The 20,701-nt window shown below is 38.1% G+C and carries 18 protein-coding genes and 1 rRNA gene; 4 read left to right on the top strand and 15 right to left on the bottom strand.

What is annotated here, in order from left to right; all coding sequences use genetic code 11:
- Positions 1–20 precede the first annotated feature (20 nt).
- The 12 genes from ACN1CD_RS19505 to ACN1CD_RS19450 form a co-directional block, all read right to left on the bottom strand.
- Positions 21–734 carry an exopolysaccharide biosynthesis polyprenyl glycosylphosphotransferase gene (locus tag ACN1CD_RS19505; protein ID WP_419132093.1) on the bottom strand — a complete coding sequence of 238 codons (714 nt, stop codon included), beginning with the start codon at positions 732–734 and terminating at the stop codon, positions 21–23.
- Between the two features lie 12 nt (positions 735–746).
- Positions 747–2,063 carry a WcaI family glycosyltransferase gene (locus ACN1CD_RS19500; protein WP_419132092.1) on the bottom strand — a complete coding sequence of 439 codons (1,317 nt, stop codon included), beginning with the start codon at positions 2,061–2,063 and terminating at the stop codon, positions 747–749.
- Between the two features lie 195 nt (positions 2,064–2,258).
- Positions 2,259–2,831: a WcaF family extracellular polysaccharide biosynthesis acetyltransferase gene (locus tag ACN1CD_RS19495; RefSeq protein WP_419132091.1), complete on the bottom strand. Its 573-nt coding sequence runs from the start codon at positions 2,829–2,831 to the stop codon at positions 2,259–2,261.
- A gap of 1 nt (position 2,832) precedes the next feature.
- On the bottom strand, positions 2,833–4,068 hold the full coding sequence (locus ACN1CD_RS19490; protein WP_419132090.1) for a glycosyltransferase: 1,236 nt from the start codon (positions 4,066–4,068) through the stop codon (positions 2,833–2,835).
- Positions 4,069–4,086: 18 nt separating this feature from the next.
- Positions 4,087–5,100, bottom strand: coding sequence for a glycosyltransferase (locus ACN1CD_RS19485; RefSeq protein WP_419132089.1), 1,014 nt, complete (start codon positions 5,098–5,100; stop codon positions 4,087–4,089).
- A gap of 28 nt (positions 5,101–5,128) precedes the next feature.
- Positions 5,129–6,295 carry a glycosyltransferase family 4 protein gene (locus ACN1CD_RS19480; RefSeq protein WP_419132088.1) on the bottom strand — a complete coding sequence of 389 codons (1,167 nt, stop codon included), beginning with the start codon at positions 6,293–6,295 and terminating at the stop codon, positions 5,129–5,131.
- A 30-nt stretch (positions 6,296–6,325) separates the two neighbouring features.
- Positions 6,326–6,868 carry a hypothetical protein gene (locus ACN1CD_RS19475; RefSeq protein ID WP_419132087.1) on the bottom strand — a complete coding sequence of 181 codons (543 nt, stop codon included), beginning with the start codon at positions 6,866–6,868 and terminating at the stop codon, positions 6,326–6,328.
- Between the two features lie 12 nt (positions 6,869–6,880).
- Positions 6,881–7,930: a CgeB family protein gene (locus ACN1CD_RS19470; protein ID WP_419132086.1), complete on the bottom strand. Its 1,050-nt coding sequence runs from the start codon at positions 7,928–7,930 to the stop codon at positions 6,881–6,883.
- A gap of 46 nt (positions 7,931–7,976) precedes the next feature.
- Positions 7,977–9,617, bottom strand: coding sequence for a hypothetical protein (locus ACN1CD_RS19465; protein WP_419132085.1), 1,641 nt, complete (start codon positions 9,615–9,617; stop codon positions 7,977–7,979).
- Between the two features lie 8 nt (positions 9,618–9,625).
- Complete coding sequence (locus ACN1CD_RS19460; RefSeq protein ID WP_419132084.1) at positions 9,626–11,149, bottom strand: lipopolysaccharide biosynthesis protein; 1,524 nt, start codon at positions 11,147–11,149, stop codon at positions 9,626–9,628.
- Between the two features lie 34 nt (positions 11,150–11,183).
- Positions 11,184–13,544, bottom strand: a complete 2,361-nt coding sequence (locus ACN1CD_RS19455) for a GumC family protein (RefSeq protein WP_419132083.1) — start codon at positions 13,542–13,544, stop codon at positions 11,184–11,186.
- Between the two features lie 3 nt (positions 13,545–13,547).
- Complete coding sequence (locus ACN1CD_RS19450) at positions 13,548–14,282, bottom strand: polysaccharide biosynthesis/export family protein (RefSeq protein WP_419132082.1); 735 nt, start codon at positions 14,280–14,282, stop codon at positions 13,548–13,550.
- A gap of 410 nt (positions 14,283–14,692) precedes the next feature.
- Here ACN1CD_RS19450 and nusG point away from each other — a divergent pair, with 410 nt between their 5' ends.
- Together nusG and ACN1CD_RS19440 are read left to right on the top strand one after the other, a co-directional pair.
- The gene (gene nusG, locus ACN1CD_RS19445) at positions 14,693–15,253 is read left to right on the top strand and encodes a transcription termination/antitermination protein NusG (RefSeq protein ID WP_419132081.1); all 561 of its coding nucleotides are present in this window, start codon (positions 14,693–14,695) and stop codon (positions 15,251–15,253) included.
- A gap of 33 nt (positions 15,254–15,286) precedes the next feature.
- Positions 15,287–15,685, top strand: coding sequence for a helix-turn-helix domain-containing protein (locus tag ACN1CD_RS19440; RefSeq protein ID WP_419132080.1), 399 nt, complete (start codon positions 15,287–15,289; stop codon positions 15,683–15,685).
- On the opposite strand, the gene ACN1CD_RS19435 is transcribed toward ACN1CD_RS19440, so the two are convergent.
- Positions 15,651–15,929 (bottom strand): hypothetical protein, encoded by a 279-nt coding sequence (locus tag ACN1CD_RS19435; protein WP_419132079.1) that lies wholly within the window; start codon positions 15,927–15,929, stop codon positions 15,651–15,653. The genes ACN1CD_RS19440 and ACN1CD_RS19435 overlap by 35 nt on opposite strands.
- A gap of 403 nt (positions 15,930–16,332) precedes the next feature.
- Here ACN1CD_RS19435 and rluF point away from each other — a divergent pair, with 403 nt between their 5' ends.
- Both rluF and rlmN read left to right on the top strand, forming a co-directional pair.
- Complete coding sequence (gene rluF / locus ACN1CD_RS19430) at positions 16,333–17,307, top strand: 23S rRNA pseudouridine(2604) synthase RluF (protein WP_419132078.1); 975 nt, start codon at positions 16,333–16,335, stop codon at positions 17,305–17,307.
- Positions 17,308–17,501: 194 nt separating this feature from the next.
- The gene (gene rlmN / locus ACN1CD_RS19425; protein ID WP_419132077.1) at positions 17,502–18,548 is read left to right on the top strand and encodes a 23S rRNA (adenine(2503)-C(2))-methyltransferase RlmN; all 1,047 of its coding nucleotides are present in this window, start codon (positions 17,502–17,504) and stop codon (positions 18,546–18,548) included.
- A gap of 2 nt (positions 18,549–18,550) precedes the next feature.
- On the opposite strand, the gene ACN1CD_RS19420 is transcribed toward rlmN, so the two are convergent.
- Complete coding sequence (locus tag ACN1CD_RS19420; protein WP_419132076.1) at positions 18,551–19,861, bottom strand: protein kinase domain-containing protein; 1,311 nt, start codon at positions 19,859–19,861, stop codon at positions 18,551–18,553.
- Between the two features lie 726 nt (positions 19,862–20,587).
- Positions 20,588–20,699: ribosomal RNA gene (gene rrf / locus ACN1CD_RS19415) — 5S ribosomal RNA — on the bottom strand.
- Positions 20,700–20,701 lie beyond the last annotated feature (2 nt).

Here is a 20,701-nt window from a genome sequence, read left to right as displayed (position 1 = left end):
TAAATATTTTTATTTTTTCTTTAAAATGCGTTTTCATGACCTTTGAAAACCTGTCTTGCAGTAAGTATGATTATCTTTAAATCAAGTTTATTCGACCAGTTTTCTAAATACCAGATGTCGTGTTTTACCCGGTTCTCCATCATTTCGTTTCCGGTTGTATTTCCCCTAAAACCCTTCACCTGTGCCCAACCTGTAATACCAGGTTTGATGCTGTGGCGAACCATAAAATTATCAATGGTTTGCCTGTACTCTTCGGTGTGCTTTAACATATGTGGCCGTGGACCAACCACACTCATGGTGCCATTAAGCACATTGAAAAATTGCGGTAATTCATCTAAACTGGATTTTCTTAAGAACCGGCCAATACCCGTAATTCTGGCATCATTCTTTTGCGCATGGTTAGTGTGTGCGTGATCATTCACCACCATGGTTCGAAACTTATAGCACCAAAATGCCTGATCATCCTTACCCGTTCGCTTTTGCTTAAATATTACTTTACCCTTGCTATCTGCTCTGATCAGGATCGCAATGATGACGTAAACCCAGCTAAAAGCAACCAAAACCGTTAAACTGAATAAAACATCAAACACTCTTTTCAGCTGTTGCTGAAATAAATATTCCCGGTTGGCTGCTTCAAGTGGGTCACCCAAAACAAACTGGCCGTTTAAGTTTCCTGATAGTTCGGTTTCGTAATGTTCTATAATCGATTCATCAGATAAGTTGAAATTGTTCATGGCTGTTGAGGCTTAATTATTATTGCTGAAAACCAATTCTGTTTTAATTTCCTTAATCTTCGGCACAATGGCTTTTGATTCTTTCCCGGTTTCTATCTCAGTGAATAACCGTTTTAAAATCACCTCCCTGTTCAGCTCTCTCATGGCATATGCGCGGGCATTATGTGTTCTCGCCTGGTGATCGCCTGAACAGCAGGCCAGTATGGTACTGGCTAAAAGATTTTCATCTTCACAATTAATTACCACGCCCATATTATGCTCCTTGATAATTTTATGCAGTGTACTTCCCTGCTCTGCAGTAACCAGCGCTAAGCCGCCCGAAGAAAGTATTCCAGCCAGTTTAGATGGCATCATTAAATCACAGGCATTTTTCTTTTGCAGCACCAGGTGGACATCACTCATATTTAAAAACTCATTAAAAATATGAAGTGGCTGTAAGGGCAGGAAGCTGATATTCATTAGTTTTTTATCACTTGCGATTTGTTGCAGCTTATTCCGGTATGGGCCGTTTCCACAGATAATAAACTGAATTAATGGATATTGCTGAAAATTATCGGCAATAGAAATCAAACTTTCTAAACCTTGCTTCTCACCGATGCTTCCGGAATACAATACAATTTTAGCATCTGGCGTAAAGCCCCATTGCTTTTTCAGTTCATCTCTTTTATTAATAGGATGAAATTCCTCTACATCTACCCAATTTGGAAACATGAGCACTTTCTTATCTGTCTTTAGTGCTACTTTTTCTAACATTCCCTCAGAAATAGTAGAAACGTATGTTGTTCTTTTGAGGATAAATTTTTCCATTTTCAGCATCAGGCCGAATAACGATTGATTCTTGATTACACCTAGATCTCTGGCGGCTTCTATCTGCAAATCCTGAATGTGATATACCATTTTACTTCCTTTAATAAAGCAGTAAAAACTACTTAAAAAACCAAGGTGAAATGGTGGTGCCACACAAAAAACATAATCGCTTTTCGGCTTAAACAGCAGGTAAATCATCATCAATAAGGAGGTGAGAAAGAAACTGATATCGTGCAGAATTCTCTTCTTCCCTGTTGGTGTAGAGGGTACATAAAGCGGACACCTGTAAATTTTCAGATCTCCCGTTTCATTCACCTCTTTCTTATAGAATAATCCTCTGTAAGGCTGTTGAACACTCCAGTTTGGATAATAAGGAAATGAAGTAACTACCGTACAATCATATCCATTCTTGACTAACCAATCAATCATCTCTCCTGAATATTTCCCAATACCAGTAAGTTCAGGCGAAAAATTAATTCCAAGTAATAAAATGCGCTTTTTTGCGATGTTGATTTGTTCCATAAAATTTGTTTTGAGCGAGCACATCCAAAGATTGATGCGTTTGTGTATGCTTACTGGTTAGCAGAAAGAGGCAATATTTTTATTCTTTAAAAAGAATGTTATGATGAGCTGATGATTACCGCAAACCGGAACACCATTGGTTATTAGTATTGGCAATTTATTTCGATAAGCGGTTTAATAATAGCTAAAGATTAATTAATCTGTAATTTTTCTATCCCGAATGTATACCGCAGGGTTTCCGGAGTAAATTTTTCTGGGCTCGAGATTTTTTGTCGCCACAGAATTTACAGTAAGTATCGCATGTGATAAACACTTCACTCCCGGACACACCACCGATTTTGCACCTACCCAAACACCATCATCTAAAATGATTGTACCTAAACGGTAAGGGAAATCTATTTTATTATAATCGTGATTTCCGGTAAGCAACATTGCCCCCTGAGAGATACAAACATTGCTGCCAATTTCAACATCGTCCAGGTTATCGATCCAAACCGATTCACCAATCCAACAGTTGTCGCCAATAGTTAGCCTGCCTGGGCTTTTAATAATCACCCTTGGTTTGATAATTAAACCTGCTCCAATTTTAGCCCCGAATAACCTGAGTAAACTCGCTTTCATCGAACTAGGCCATGGAATGCAACTGTTAAAAATCAGGTAATTAAAGGGATACCAAAGTACATCCTTCCATTTATTCCCGGCATTATAATCTCCGATATCGAACTTCGAAAGATCACTTTCTAATAGGTTTGCGGTTTCAACACTCATTTTAGTTTGGATTAGAGATGGCATCAACAAATTTGGTCGTCGCCGATACGGTAGCAAAGTTTTTGGTGAAGGAATAAAATGCATTTTTAGACATCATTTTCTTTGTTTTATAAGAGCTTTGCCCCCACGATTCCAACAACTTCTTCGTACCATCGATGGTATTATTGGAAACGTAACAGCCTCCATCTTCATTAATTTCCCGCCAGATGTTTACCTGATTGGAAATTAAAACCGGTTTCGAGCAGCCAAGTGCCTCTACCACGGCAATTCCGAAATTTTCCTGGTGACTGGGCAGGATAAAGGCTTCGCAGCCATAAAATGCACCCCATTTAGAAAGACCGGATAACATGCCTGTAAAAATGACCGATTTCCGAAGCAAATGATGTTGATCTACCTGCTTCTGAATCTTTTTACCAAATTCACTTTCTAAATCTGGCCCTGCAATAACCAGTTTTGGCAATAAGCCGGCAAGTTCTGAACGTGGATTTACTTCCACTGATTCTATAATGGATAAATAAGCATCCAGCAATAAATCAACTCCTTTTTTTTCGTTTATTCTACTTAGAAAAAGGATATATGGTGAATTATCCAATTGCGGACAACGGCTCTCAAATTCAATTTTCATTTCATCAACATATACTGGCGGATGCTCTACGCCTAAACCCGTAATGTAGGTTTTCTTCGGTTGGTAAGGCTTAAATGGCAACTTAGCCAAGGCAGCTTCTTCCTCGCAGGTAAATAAAATCCCATCAGCGGTGTTGATTAGTTTATTCTCGATAAACTTCCAGTAGAAAGTATTTCTCAATGCTTTCATTTTCCTTCCCGATGCCCGTTGGAAATAAGGATCGAGCATGCCGTGTGGCATTACAAATACCTGAGGTACTTTTTCGTCTTTTTTTGCAGATATGGTTTTAATGGCTTTCTGCAAAGAGAAGCCCATGTAAGTCCAAAGTCCGTGTACAATTATCTTATCGAAATAAGATAAATTGGTTACAAACCATGATGTAAGTCTTTTATTGTATCTCCACGGCCCTTTTCCACGCCCTAGCGCATGAACCGTGAATGGATCAGACTTGAAGAAAAAAGATTCAGCATCGTCTAAACTAACAACTTCGCTATAAATGTTTCTGGTAGATAAACCCGCAACGATTGTCCTTACTGCCTGACACACACCCCCTTCTTTTGGATCCATAGAGGATACGACGTGGAGAATCTTTTGCACTGGCTGCTCGCTCATTATGATAATATTTAGTTTTTAAGTCAAATTGGATTTGACAAGTTCATTAATTTGATCTATCGCATTCTGGTGATGAAAATGCTGATGAACCATTTGGTAATTCTTTTCTACAATGGCCATATATTCTTCCGGGTAATCAAGAATATGTCTGATCTGTTCTACAGGCTTTTCCCAGTCTATTTCAACAACCGGATTATAATCAAACAATTGCGTAATTTCTTTCGGCGCTGCGCCAAGAATAACACATTTCGAAGCCATGGCCTGCAAATAGCGAATCGTTAGCGTAGAAACTTCTCCAGCCAATGCCGGGTGCGTAACACAACGTGGAAAACAGATGCAAATTTGCGAATCGGCAAGTCCCGCTGTAAAATCAGCTGTGGTTGGAAACTGTAATTTCTTTTTTAAGCCATGAACCGCAACATCATGTGTTGCAGAACGTTCCTGGTACTGATAATTGATATGATGTTCCTCACAACCGTCTACAATAACTTCGTGATACTGTTGCCATGATCTGCCGAATGAAAGTAGATTAATTGATCTGTCTTTCCATTCTTTATGTTGATAGGCATGCACATCGATAGTTTCTGGTACCCAATGAACCTTACAGGTGCTTAAGTTTAACTTTTTGAAATGCTCGGTTGCCTGATAAGACGAAAGCAATAGCAGATCCAGGTTACTCTTAGTCACCAGTTCTGCTACCCGCTCATAATCAGGCTCCCAAACATCATAAGTCCACAATACCCGCAAATCACAATTGGTACCATAGTATGGAAATGTTTTTGCAGTGAGGTAATAGTAATATGGCAAGCCAAGTGACAGTACCGCACCTTTAATTTTTACCCGTTTCAACACGGGTTTAATCAGTGTTTGTATGGCAGAATAAAACCGGAGCGAAAAAGATCGTGGATTATATAGAACAGGGCCGCGTTTAATGGTCCAGCTGCTTTGATCTTTACAATAATCTTCAAACGCCATTAAATGTGAAATATCCGGGCTCGCTTTTGGAATTTGCGAAGTAACTAGAGTAACCATAGGTAAATTTTAAGCAGTAGTTATTAATTTAGCTCACTATCCGAACGTAGACCTGCTCAAAGTCATCCATCGCTTTTTTCTTGTTAAACCGTTTGGCATTTTCTATCGATTTTGTAATTAACGCTTCCTGATTTGGCGCATTCAAAACCTCTTCTACAACGAATGCAGCATCATTTGCCCACTGGCGTGGATTTTCTGTATCCCTCAGCGGAATAAGAAACCCTGCATCACTTACCACCTCTGTCATCGGTGCTTCGTTACTCGTAATTACCGGACAACCACAGGCCATGGCTTCTGCACTAGGCCAGCCAAAGCCCTCAGCAAAAGATGGAAAAAGGAAAAGTGAAGCGCCTGCATAAATCTGGCTTACAATTTCATCGCTTTGCCCAACCAGAAAATGAATATCACTTCTGTAAGACGATTCTTTCTGAACCTTTCCTATAAAATCATCAGGAGGTGGACCAACCAGTAGCAATGGAATTCTTTTTTTAGTCATCGATCGCCAGGCATTGTAGATTTCAATTACGCCATTTCTGTTTTTATACCAGTGATTACCGCCAACATGCAACAAATAGCCGTTACTTAAGTTGATCCCCAAAGCAAGCGACAAGGAAGCCCGAACCTTAATTTTATCTAACGGTTTGTAAAATGCCTCAAGTCCGTTATAAATCATGTAGGTATTCATCTTGGCCTCAGGCAATAATTTCTTTAAATCAGCATCCGTTTTATAAGAACTGGTGATGAAATGTTTTCCCTTTTTAAATCCATCGCGAATAAACTTCTGATATATTTTTCCGGTGAAACCAACTTCCTGACCTTTAATTTCGCCCATTGCGGCCCATTGAGATAGAAAATCGTGACAATGCATCACATGATTTCTATGTTGTACCAATGGTATCCATGGCCCCTGTGCCTGATCTGTAAATACGAAAATGGTTTCCGGACTTACTTTTTTAAGCCTTCTTTTTACCTGGATGGGAAACATTACATATTGATCTATATAGCCCATCCATTTTTTCAGTTTAGTCGGAAAAGGCAAATCGAAGAAGGTAGACTTCGGTGTCCAAACGCTCACGTCGTGTGCTTTATCCTTCATGCCATCAACAAGCATATTGGTAAAGCGTGGCATACTGGAAAACGCTGGCCTTTTCTCTGATCCAAAAAAATCAGGGTTTGAAAAGAAAATAATTTGCATAATATTTAGGTTGAGGCAGGTTTAAATGGGTTAGCTTGCTAAGGCACAATCAAATTTTCTTCGTTGTGCAGCAAATGCAGTAATATGATCCGAAAGTTCGGTGGCATTCGGTTTATCGATTACCCGTAAACGTTCTTTAATATTCAGGTTAATTTTTTCTGCTATTTTAAGCTTTGTAACCACCGAGCAACCTGCAGATAGTGCAGATTTTACTGCACTTAAACCTGGTTCGTTATCTTCAGTAACTAGTAGCACATCAATGGCATCATAATGACTGGATAAATCATGCTGATCATCCATACCGACATAATGTAAAGGCACGCCATGATCGATTAACGATTTCAATCCAAGATCGGTAAACTGATTAGCAGCATCTCCGGAATCAATTCCATATAAATGAATTCTAGATCGGATGTGATCTGGCAACTCACCCAGCATTGAATAAATCAAGCTAAATAATTCGGGCTTGAAGCAATAATCATTAATTGCAACTACAATCGCCGATGCATCTATCCTGGCTTCAAGCCGCTTGCGATGGCGTTTTTGTCGTTGTTTATCCCTTTCATTGAGCATATAATTGAGCAGTTAAATTGCCATTGATAATCCCTTTTCAAGGATGAGTTTACAGATATCTTCATTTCCCAGTTTCAGGTCTCTAACCTTTTTCATCCCGGCGTTTTTAATCGTTTCGATATTCTTTTCAGCCAGTAGTTTTTTACAAAGTGCTGCACATTCTTGTGCATCATTCCAAAAAACAGCTTCCTTACCATCCTCATAAAGTTCTATATGTTCGCTGGTGCGTTCTGCACATAACATGCCGCCTGCATAAGGCACTTCCATAGATCGGGTGGTATGTAAATCACGATTTCCTTTTGAAAGAAGACCGAGACAAATTTTAGCACCCTGTATGGCTGCGATGTAATCTTTCCCACCTAAATTTGGCCCGCGATAGAACGGCTTCAGCAAATCAAAATGCTGACTTTTAGGCCAGCGATCTCCCCAAATGGAAACAGAAATTCCAGCATCAATTAGTACCTTAAGAAATTCATCTCTATTTTCGTTCCGCATCCAGGTACCAATAAAGGCCACTTCAGATTTAAAACTTGCAGGGATTTCATCCGCATTTTCATACGGTGCATGTGCAACTTCATCATAGCTTCTCATTACCCGTAAAACATTTTTAGCGCCAAGTAATTTGCATTCATCCTCAGTTTCTTTTCTCACCACAGCAATTAAATCGTATAATTTTATAGCGGCTAAGAAACTATCAAACCTTCTTCCATCTCTTTTCCCTGTCGGATCATCAATGCTGTATAAAATAACAGGACAGTTAAACTGCTTTAAGATCTGCAGGCATTTTTCACCAAAAAACTCACCATTATCTACCCAGATGATATCTGGTTTTATGCCAGATTGTAAAATCTTTTTCAGTTCACCCTGAATAGCGGGCTGAACGAGGCGATAACCACTTCTAAAGTTTACAGCGCTCATTACAGAAGATTTGAAATAACCTGGTAAGGCTTCTTCAGGATTGTGATAAAGCAATATCCTGTGCCCAATTCTTTCCAGTGCCTTTGCGCGATGAAAGGCAGTAGAAAAATGGCGATTATCACCGAAATATAATATGTTAAGCATTACCTGTAATTTGATTTTGAAAACGGTTTATATTAACCCAATTGGATTATTGACCAGATTTAACGAATAAACCCGAAAATTTAAAAACGATAAAGTATAGAAACAAACTTTGCACATAACCCCTGATTAAGAAAGTAAAAGGGCCGGCAACACTTTCTGTAGGTAAATACTGAAAAATAGAAGTCAAGGCCAGTAAACCACATACGCTGAACACAATATTATGCTCCAGCTTGCCTTTAAGCTTGTATTTTCGGGTTCCTTTAATCACAAACTTATCGAACAACATAAACACAGGAATCATCACCAGGCCAAGAATAACCAAATACCAATAACCAAATGCGGCCATTCCCGTACCAGACATATTTCCTAATCTATAACCACCAAAGGTCGAATTTCCGGCACCTGCCAGGTTGTAGATGTAATCTCCGAAAGATTGAGCATATAAACTCTCTTTATCAATTCCTGGTTTGATTACCCTCAATATTGGATCAGGAAGCGCACCCCAAACATAATTGATGGTATGCGACCTCATTTGCGGATTATTCAACCCCACTTTTTCGGCCTGAACCAAACTGGCATCGCTATATTTAATGGTTGCGAAACGAGATGCAAAAGCATTATCTAAATAACGTTCATCCCAATCACTTTCAAACTGCTTATCCTCCAGTCGGCGTAAGGCGATTGCCCGATCATCTTTCATCGCAATCCAGGTTTTTTCAATCAGCTCCTTTTTGCTGAGATCGGAACGTTCTGAACGCACAAGCAACATTGCTGTTCCTAAATTACCCAGCGGGCCATTAATAAACCAGATTCCGAAAATAGCCAGAATCACCATCTTGTAATTAATCTTCGGTACGCTGAAAATCCCGATTAACAAGCCTAAAAAATAAGCAAAGCCGATAGAGGTAAACCCGATCATAAACACACCACGGCTATTTCTGGCAATACTTACAATGAAAAGCATAATCGTAAAGCCAACCAAAAGGTAGATGGTAGATTTTTTAACTTTACCTACACCGCCAAACAGGCTTTTAAAAGGAATGAAATAAGGTGCATAAGCAAAAGGAAACAGCGCCTGAATTGCTTTTCCAGAGGCATCTCCACTAATCTCGGTTGCCAAGGCCTGGTTAAATACCAATACATAAATATTCGCGAGAAATCCAATCAAACCCATAATCCACAATTGTGTATCCTTGGGCGTTTGGAAGAAACCCAATCTTCTTAAAATAGAAGATTCCCGGTCTCTTTGTACCGGCAAGAGCCTGTAAATGTAATGTGCAATGAACAGGACAATTAAAACCAGGCTGGAATGAAAAAATACATCCTGCGGTTTCTCTAAATTGTAAACAACAGCCTTAAATTCCATTGACGTAAACAGTAATGGAAAGTAAAATTGTGTAGAGGCAAAGCCAATAATGATAAATAATGATAATGGATATTTTTTAACCATTTCATCAGTAATGATAAACTCAGTTACAATTAACCAAACTATTGCAATGTTGGCCAGTACGATAATGTTATCAGTTGTCCAAAAGAAATAACACTGAAAACATAGTGCAATAAACAGGATCAACCTTGAATAAAATTTCGCTTGCCCCAAAAATGCAGAGCCTACCATCACTTTTACAAGTGGCATGGTTTTCCTGCCTTGAAAGGATTTATCTTTTTGATATGCCGAAATATTCATAATATGATTTAATTTTTACTCCCGAATCCGTTCAATATGGCCTTAGCCTTTATCACCGCCAGTTGCGGTAAGGTTAACCAGTAACGGTAAAGATTCCAGACCAATAAAAGGATCGAGATACAGAGAATTAAATGTTCGTAATTGGGTATAATGATCATCAGTACCACACCAAGACTTGTTAAGGCTACGGATGATAATGCAATTCTAAAACCTTGATGCGGCCATTGAAGACCTGCATCTACAAGCCACTTCTCTGCAATTTTGGTGAAAGCAACTGAAGCTGCAATTTCCGATAAGAGTAAAGCCATACCCGCACCTTTAATTCCAAATAAAGGAACAAGGCAAATGATACCCAGTACCGCTATTATCGCGCTCATAATCGAAATGGTTAACTGTGGCTTTAAAAGATTATTCCCTTTTACCACCGCAATACTGGGTTGAGATAAAGCAAAAACCAATACACCCAGCGAAAGCAATGCAAATAACCAGGGATCAAAACTCAGCTTACCCCTCGTCCATGCATTATAAATGACCGGGATAAAAGTTTGCACAACCAATAAACACGGTGCAATTACAGCAATAGTAACCAGCCAAAGTGTTCCAAAGGCAACTTCCGTTCTTTCCTGATCACGTTTGTGCAAAAATGTCATCAGTTCGGGCATCAATGGATTGATAATCGTCCTTAAGCCTTGCAATGCCACATTAGATCCTGTTCTGATGGTTGAAAACACAGCAATACCTGTAGCGCCAATTAGTGGCGACATAATTAGCCGTGCACCCTGCTGACGAACATTTTCTAAAAAGCCAGTCACCGATAAGTTGGTAGATCTTCGAAAACTAATCCAGCCTAATTCAAAAGAAGGCGATATCACTTTTATATGATGTCTTTTCAACAGCCTTAACATATCAAACCAAACAGGAATATCAAAAGCCACTTTAGCTATAGCCATTACCAAACCTGCTGTTAGCAAATCTGCACCAAACACCACTGCAATTGCTGGCGATACCAGTAAAACCGTATTGGTTAATACACTCCACCAGGCCATCCTCGGGAAATAACCAAAAGTGGCCATTACCCGGTTTAACAAACCACCAACAGTGTTGCAAAGAAGCCAGATAATAGATTGGATGAATAAAACATAAAAGGCCTGAATGGCTTTTCCCTTTAAGGATGATCCCAGATCTTTAAAAATCATAGGTAAAATATCCAGCCAGTAAATCAGTAAAACCACCACAACCTGGATCAGACCTAAAATTACGGCCACCATCATCCCTGACGACAGGAGTTTACTCATCTTCTTCGGAAACCGATCTCCAAGTTTTAAGAACTCGTAAGTCATGTATTCCTGAAAACCTAAATCGAAAGCACTAAGCAAACTCGAAAAAGACAATACAGCGAGCCATAACCCATAAGTTGCTGCATCCCAAAAGCTCAAATAAAGGGGTACCAATAATATTTGCGCAGACATCGCTACAGCAATTTGTACCCATGAGGCAATTGTTCCGGAAAGTATTCTCTTTGAGGCAGACATGGAAAGTGATTTTATTAAAATGGAAGGAGTGGTTTTAAAACCTCAGCGAAAGATCGGTGAATGCTCCTGAATCCAGTTTTCTATTACTTTTTTCGGCGTAGTAGCCATAATCCAATGCATAACCAAATCTGCTATCCATATAAATACCGTTAAAAACGATAAACATATTTCTTACTTTTTCCTCTTGATACAATTTCTCAACGAAATTAAGTTCGCTCTTAGCGGTATGATTATGTCTTACCATATACAAACAAACATCTGCAAACTGCGAAAGAATTAATCCATCGGTAACCAGGTGCATAGGTGGCGAATCAATCACTATGTGATCATATTCACTTCTCAACTGCATAATAAGATCTGCCATTCTATCACCTTCCAGTAACTCTGATGGATACATCGGGATAGGACCGGCACCAATAATCGATAGGTTTTCATTAAAAACAGATGGCTCTATAATGGAATGAAGATCAGTTTTACCCTCCAGGAAGGTACTTAAACCTAAAGCTGAATTTTTGACTTTAAATATTTTGGCTATCCGTGGCTTTCTCAGATCCAGCTCAAGAATGATTGTTTTTTTGCCTGTAGCCGCCAATGATAAGGCGAAATTACTCGCTACGAAACTCTTGCCTTCTCCAGCTACGCTAGATCCAAACAAAATCACCTGGTTAACTGAGCCGCTGGTTTGCTGTAAGATATTGGTACGGAGATTTCGAATTTGCTCTGTAATGGCAAAAGCACCTTTTTTAAGCATCACCAACTCATTTTTTCCACTTTCGTGAATCAATTCTGCAATTACCGGCACCGATGTACCAATTTGGATATCATTAACCGTTAATACCTTGTTGCGAAGATTTTTTCTGAAAGACAATAAGCCTACCGGAAACAACATCCCTAAAAGAAGGGCAACCGTGATCGGTCCTTTTTTCTTCGACTCCGGTTTACCGGCATACGCATTTTCTACAATACGTGCATCTTTCAATGTTGAAGCATAACTCAGCGCTACCTCTTCCTTTTTTTGCAAAAGATAGATGTAAAGACCCTGCTTAATATCCATCTGGCGTTTAAAACTTACATATTGGCGTTCCTGTACCGGAATATCCTTTATCGAACTTTCAAACCCTGAACTGATTTTACGCAACTCACGATTGGTAGAAACCAATGAAGCTTTAATATTGCTGATGGAGTTTTTAATTGCCGTTTTAGTACTTTTTATCTGAGAATTTATCGGAAAAAATATTGGGTTACTTTCTGGCGCAGTAGCCAATAACTGATCCCTTTCCAATAATAATGCACTCAGTTTCCCAACCAATGCTACCAATCCCGGATCTTCGATCCCGATTGTTGCCGGCGGACTAGATGAATTTTTCTCAGAGTTTACATACCGCTCAATGCCATTAATGATATTTAACTGTACGCTAACTTCACCAAGTTTTCCATCATTCGATTGTGCATTATCTAAATAATACTGGCTTTTCGAAGAAATTTCCGTTAAACCGACACTACTCTTATAACCTTCAACTGTTTTTTCTGCTTGTGATAATTCTCTTCTTAAAGAGGTTAAACGATCATCAATAAACTTTAAGGTATTAAGCGTTTCCTTATTCTTGTTTTGGATATTAGAATTTTTATAAACGCTGATCAATGTATTTAAAGTTCTGATCCCCCTTAATGGAACCTGGTCTTCAATATTAAGCTCAACCAATGGGGCCTGTTTATTAAAACTGGTCGATATTTTTTCTTGGTAAGCAGTTACTGCAGTTTCCAACGGAACCATATCTACCTGAATGGTTTCGCCTTCATAGTTTTTTAATTTATCGGTAGCCAGTAAAGTGAAGCTTCCGAAGCTGGTACTTACCGGTGCGCCGAACTTTCCTGGAATCTCATCTTCATTGTGGATGATTTTGAATTCTTTGCCATCAATAATTTTTACTTCAAAATTTTGTGTTGATAAGGAAGTTTTAGGTTTAATCAGCTGAAGGCGAAAAGGTGATGAGGTATAAATATCAACCGTTTTAAGGCTTTGCTTAACGCTGTAATTCACCCACAATTGCAAAGAATCAACCACGTTTCTAATTAATGGACGAGATTTGATAATCTCTACTTCACTTTCCACCAATTTGTTGCCGGTAGATAGCGATAGCTGTTCCATAGCAGCCTCCTTTACATTCGTCTCTTTATTTTTATTGTCGTTAATGGATATCTTCGCCTTTACATTATAAACCGAATTAGTAGAACCGATATATACAAATGCAAGTACAATCGCTACGATTAAACTCAACAACACAAGTGGCCAGTGATAAAGTAAATTACTCACCAGCTCTGATATTTTATTTTGCTTTACCTCTGCCTGTTCTACAAACGGAGTGTAAATAAATTGTTCATTATTAGTTTTCATAATTTATCTTAATGAATTGGAAAGAACGATTGCAACGATAGACAGTGCCGAAAGTACCAGACTCACTGTCCGGTAACCTCCGTCTACTGATGCATATTTGGTTTTGTCTGGTTGTACATAAAGAACATCATTGTTCTTTAGATAATAATATGGCGAAGTAAAAAGCTTTGCAGATGTAATGTCTATCGGTATAAATTCTCTTTTACCATCCACCTCACGAATAAGCAGGATGTTTTTTCTTTTCGCGGTAATATTTAAATCACCCGCCATTGTTAAGGCTTCAGTAACGGTTACACGTTCGCTTTGAATCTTATACACATCAGGTTTTAAAACATCGCCCATTACAGATACTTTGAAGTTGAGCATTCTAACCGTTACGGCTGGCTCTCTTAAATAAGTTTGCAGTTTTGCCTGGATCTGATCAGCCAAAACACCTGTTGTTAAACCTGCAGCCGGAATCTTACCGATAAGCGGCAATCTGATTTCACCTTTCTGATCTACCAAATAACCTGATACTCTTGCACTGGAATCGCTGTAGGCCTTTGGATTCAAACTACTAACTGTAATACTTAGTATATCAGAGTTTTGAATGGTTAAGGCACTGAAGTTTTCAATGTTTTCAGTAGTTTGCTTACTCTTGTCTAGATCCTGAAAGTAGGGTACATTCTTGTAAGCGTTACACGCAGAAAGCAACAACATGGCTGCTACTGCGTAAAGCAATAGAAATTTGTTTTTCATAATAATGTTGATTACACTGGGGGGTATAGCTTCGCCATTTCACTTACAGTGATCCTTTTTGACGAATTGGTTGCTCGGGGATTTAATTTTTGAGCGTCCTAAAAAGCTTCTGCGAAAGTAGGGGAGATTTTATTTTCGAACGAATTTTCGAATGGGTTGGTTAGCAGAACGTGGTATTTTGGGAAGGTTTTCCTGGCAAAATACTTCACAAAAGTGAAAATGTGTTGACTTATGGAAACCTAACCTGTAGATAACTACCAATAAATCAATACTTAAACACAAAAAGAGTACAAAACACTAATTATCAAAGAAGTGGGTTTACATAAATTCACATAATGATATACAAATGTAATCTTTAAGCTACATATTTGGCGTATTTTCGGTTATTTTACAACGTCTTACCTATAAATATGAGTTTAAAACCCCTCCCGCAACAGGTTGCGAATAAAAGAAAATGGAAGGTCGTGTATACACGATCCAACTATGAAAAGAAAGCACATCAGCTATTAGCTCAATACGGATTGCACAGTTTTTGCCCGGTTATTACCATTAAGAGTAAATGGGCAGACCGGTATAAGCTTATAGAGAAACCACTTTTCCCATCTTATCTATTTGTATATGTAAGTGCTGTAGAAGAACATAAAGTATTGGCTACTGCCGGCATTTTAAATTATGTAAATTTCTGCGGTAAGCCAGCGGTGATGCCAGATGAAGACATCAGCAGGATTAATGGTATTCTTTCTAATTATAATGGAATAGAAACAATCAATTGTAAGCAATTGGTTGTTGGTGATAAGGTGTTAATTAATAAAGGCTTTAAAGCTGGCAGCCAGGCAGAGGTATTAGAAGTGGAAGAAAAAACAGTATTACTGGTGCTAAGCCAACTAGATTGTGCCCTGGTTGCAAAAATTAGAGTAGATATTGGTAATATCATCGCTGATCAGGCAAAGACAATTTCATCCAATCGTTAAATTAAATCACTTAATCCCAATTTCATAATCATTATGGAACTCCATCATGGCCAAACAGTAGAAAGAATAATTAGAAGAAACGGATACAGCATCGCCGAACTTGCAAGAATTATTCAGGTAAACCGTAGATCAGTATATAACTGGTTTAATCAAAGACACCTTAAACCTGAAATTATATTCAGGATAGGATCCGTATTAAATCATGATTTCTCATCAGAATTCCCATCCTTATTTGTTAAAGGTGAAACCATTGGCAAAAATACACTTCACTATACAGAATCTACAGAAAATGTAGTGGGTACGGGCGATTCAAACTGGAAAGATAAATACATCGATTTGCTGGAGAAATACAATGAGCTCTTACAATTTTGCATCAAAAACAAAAGTACCGTATTAGTTATTCTGTCGCTGCAACACTTACTATATTTTTAAGAAAGAAACCAAGTTCTTTAAGCAACTTGATTTGAGGCCTGATTTCTCCAATTGGAGTCTTAGCATCTGCGCAATTAATTAACCGCTCAGAAATGCATTCAAGCATTACTTCAAAATTTTCTTTATCTACAGACATAAAGTCTTCACATTGATTTAGAAAACTAATGTACTCTTCAACATTAAAAGTGTATGCAGTATCTTTTATTTTAAATAAAGGATTTGTACCGGGAACTTCAGCAGACATTCGATTTAATTATTAGTTGCTTATAAATTATTCTTCTGGATCTTGCAATGGGAAACATGGTGGAATATAAATTACTTTTTAATACCATTATTACAAAAACAGATCAAATGAATCATCTGAATGATTATATATCATTTATAGTTTTGATAAAACAAACTGGTACAATTGCCGTAATTAACTGATCAAAAATAAGATAAATTTTCAGCTTTATCCTCCACAATGTTGTATTCTTTTTACACAAAACGAACCTGTAAAGTGTGAAAGTTTGAGTATTTATTGGCAATCATGTCTTAAATCTTCAAACTTAGCGAAGAAAGAAATTCCTTTTGAAAGGAGCAGGCAAAGTTTCAGCTTTCATCCAACATGATGGATTATACTAAATATATTTCCGTAAAATTGTAGCATGAACAATAACCCTGCAACCAGATTAAATAAATTCATCAGCGAAAGTGGATTATGCTCCCGAAGGGAAGCCGATCGGTTTATAGAAAAGGGAAATGTATTTATCAACGGAAAAAGAGCCAAAATTGGTGATCAGGTTTTCGCCGGCGATAGGGTGATGGTGAATGGGCATAACATCGAGCCAAAAGAAGAAAGCAATTTCATCCTCCTGGCTTTTAATAAGCCAACAGGCGTTACCAGTACAACAGAATCTAATGTAAAAGATAACATCGTTGATTATATTAACCACAGCGAACGCATATTTCCTATCGGGCGATTAGATAAAGATTCTTCCGGTCTCATTTTCCTGACCAATAACGGAGATATTGTTAATAAAATCCTTAGGGCTGGCAATAAGCACGAAAAAGAATATGTGGTTACGGTAAACAAGCCGATAACCGAAGATTTTGTTTTTGAAATGAGTAACGGTGTGCCTATCCTTGGCGTAAACACCAGAAAATGTAAAGTTCGGCAAATAAGTACCTTCGTATTTAATATCATTTTAATTCAGGGATTAAACCGGCAAATCCGAAGGATGTGTGAACATTTTGGCTATGAAGTAACAAAATTAGAACGGACACGCATCATGAACATCAATCTAAAGGGTATTCCCACTGGCGAATTCAGAGAACTTTCTGAAGAAGAAATGTCTGGGATAATGAAAAGCGTAGAAAAATCATCTTCAGAGGCAAGTCCGAAAGCTAAAAGTTCTGTGAAGAAAAAGTCAAACACCTGGGAAGAAATTCCTGAACTCAAGGAAGATCAACCTAAGAAATCATTCAAACCCAAACCATCGGGCCCTAAATCAGCAGCTAAAAAAAATACGGGTCATTCCGGAGCAAAGCCAACTGGAAAAAGTAATACTGGCAACAGAAATTCCAGACCACCAAAAGGTAAAGTAGCTGCAAAATCAAACACCAGAGGCAGAGGAAGATAGTGCAAAGCTAAATTATTGTAAGTTGGCACCTCAATTTCCCTCTACCATCTTCCCTATTACCTTTTCCCTAATCCCTCTTACATTCTTCAGCAAATAAGATATAAAACTAAATAATTGTAAAATTCTGAATCAAAACCATTTGCTTTTTGCTTTAGCCTTTTAGCTTAAAAGCTTTTTAAGTACCTTTGCAGCAAATGGTAATAGCAAAAAAGATCGATATCCGCTCACTTGATTTAGCACAGTTGCAGCAGCACCTGGTGGCTATGCAGCAGCCTGCCTTCAGGGCCAAGCAGATTTATCAGTGGTTATGGGAGAAATCAGCTACTAATTTTGATGAGATGAGCAATCTTTCTAAAGATTTGCGTAAAACATTGGATGAAGGTTTTATCATTAATGCCGTTCAGGTAAATAACTCACAATTCAGTAACGATCATACCATTAAAAATACGTTCCGTTTAGCAGATGGCAATATTGTTGAAGGTGTATTGATTCCGCTGGAAGATCGCATGACTGCTTGCGTAAGTTCTCAGGTTGGATGTAGCTTAACCTGTAAATTCTGTGCCACAGGTTATATGGACCGTAAAAGAAATCTGAATGCAGATGAAATTTATGATCAGGTAGTACTGATTGATAAACAAGCCAAACAAAACTACAATAACCCGCTTACCAATATCGTATATATGGGTATGGGTGAGCCTTTACTGAATTATGCCAACGTATTAAAATCGATTGAACGCATTACTGCGCCCGATGGTTTAAATATGAGTTACAAACGCATCACGGTCTCTACCGCCGGAATTGCAAAAATGATTAAAAAATTAGGAGACGACGGCGCAAAATTTAACCTGGCCCTTTCGCTTCATGCTGCGGATGATAAAAAACGAAATGAAATCATGCCAATAAATGAGGCTAACACCTTAAAGGCATTATCAGAAGCACTAAAATACTACTACGCAAAAACAAAAAATCCTGTCACTTACGAATATATTGTTTTTAACCATTTCAATGATGAAATATCAGATGCAATGGATTTGGCAAAGTTTTGCAAACACATTCCTTGTAAAGTAAATCTAATTGAATACAACCCGATCTCATTTGCTGATTTTACAAATGCAGAAGGAGATAAAATTGATGCCTTTGCAAATTATCTGAAATCGCAAGGGATTACAACCAACATTCGCCGTAGTCGCGGAAAAGATATTGATGCAGCTTGTGGTCAGTTGGCTGTAAAAGAAAGCTAAGCCTAAACAGCCAGCTTAATTTCTGCCAGTTGTAATTCAATTTCCTCGAAATTCGGCCGGCTATGAGTTTCTGTTGAAAGGCAGGCATCTTTTATTGACCCCAATGCCATACTGAATTCATCATTATGATTAGCGGCATATAATGATAAAAGATCGTCAACCAAATATCCAAAAGCACTTACCTCTATCTGCTCTAAAGCATAAACATTGCTCAGTTTGGTTCGATCATACATCGTAGCTGCCCCAAAATCCCCAAATAAGGTATTACCCTCATCATCGATCAGCATATTATGTGCATATAAATCACCATGCATAATTCCCCGCTCATGCAAATGATTTGCAACCGAAGAAATAGAAATTAATATATTTATAATTTGTTTAGCAGAATACTGAACATTAGGTTCAAAAACATCCCGCGTGCATGACTTCAAACTTGGCGGATTACCTAGATTTATATAATGTTTCGGGATGAGTTCCATTACCAGGCCAGTTTTAGATTCAACAATGTTATCTGTTTTGCCGAGAATTTTAACTAATGTATCATGTTCACCTGCTTGCAAACTCGAACTCATTTCATCTTCCGGATATCCGTCGCTGGTTACGTCTCCCTTAAAAACCTTTACTGCCACATCTTGAAGTATGCCTGCTCTCGATGCACGGTAAATCGTTCCTGAAGCACCTTCCCCTAACCTATCCTTAATTTGCAAGCTATCATAAGCAATAACCGGAGCTTCAATCTCCGCAGTAGAATTTCTACTGCAAGGATTTCCAGCAAATGCTAACCATGATAATTTTGGCAGGGTAAATAACCATTCGGGTATAATTTCGATCTCATTCGCAGAAAGCCTTAAAAGTGCTAAAGCTTTACAATTTTGTAACTCATCAGGCAAGGCAGTTAACCGATTTCCAGCAAGCATTAATTTTTCTAAACGATAACATTCACCGATAGATGCCGGTATTGCTGATACCTGATTATTTGTTAAAATCAACCACCGCAGATTGGCACTTATTGCATTAGTAGGAATATCAATAATACGATTAGCCTTAAAGCCAATAATATCTAATTTTGGGCAATCTGCTAAAACTTGAGGATAAGTGACGAACTCATTATTAGAACAAAAAAAGACCTTTAGTTTTTTTAGCCTTCCGAAATCCTTAGGCAACTCAGACAGATTATTGGATGATAAATCCAGATATTCCAGGGTATCTGATAATGTAAAAATCTCTATTGGAAAGCTTGTTAATCCTTCAGATAGTTTTAAGGAAGAACAACCCTCCAATACTCCACATTTCAATTGCTCTAACGTCTGCATAAGAATACAAATTTTCACAAATATAAAATTTATCGATCTAGTAACTATAGCGTTTACCATAAATGTTAACCCCTATAGATGTAAATACATAGATTTAACTTTGCTATTACCAATACATTAAATCTAGATTAGTAATCATTATAACGTTTATAGTTTTGCACTATTGTTAGTAGAAGTAATGGGTTTGTTTTTATCGTCTGCCGTCCATCAGTGTTCGTTGCTGGTTTATGCGCTTTGAACTTTCAACTTATAACCTTTAACTTTCAAACTATAACTAAATGAGGGAAGTTTATTCAATTTTCCTATCATTCAGAGCATAGCGAAGAATCCTCAACCTAAGTATTACTTCCGTTAAAACACCACTAACAACTTTTTATTAATCTGCGAGATCCCTGAAATCTGCGGGAAGTAATAGTGAGTTTGCTCGTTTTTCGTTTGTTTCATAAGCTATGAAGAGATCCTGAATCAAGTTCAGGAAGACGCGTGATGGATATACGAAGGATTTTTGAATTGATTTCGTTTTGATATCGTTTGTTGCTGTTCGTTGCTGGCCTTTAAACCTATAACTTTCAATTCTTATAAACTATTGCTTGTCATCTATCGCTATCTGCTCCCAGACCTGTAACCTTCAACCTGTAACTTATAACCTACAACTTTTCACTAACGAAGAAACCCCTGCAGTTGTTACTGCAAGGGTTCTTGTTAAACGCCTTTTGGGCTTTTAAGATTTGGCACCGACCTACTCTCCCACGTGTTACCGCAGTACCATCGGCTCTGGTGGGCTTAACTTCTCTGTTCGGAATGGGAAGAGGTGGACACCACCGATATAGGCACCTAAAT

Source organism: Pedobacter sp. N23S346, from assembly GCF_048515415.1.
GTDB lineage: Bacteria > Bacteroidota > Bacteroidia > Sphingobacteriales > Sphingobacteriaceae > Pedobacter.
This window is presented reverse-complemented; position numbering and strand designations above follow the sequence as displayed.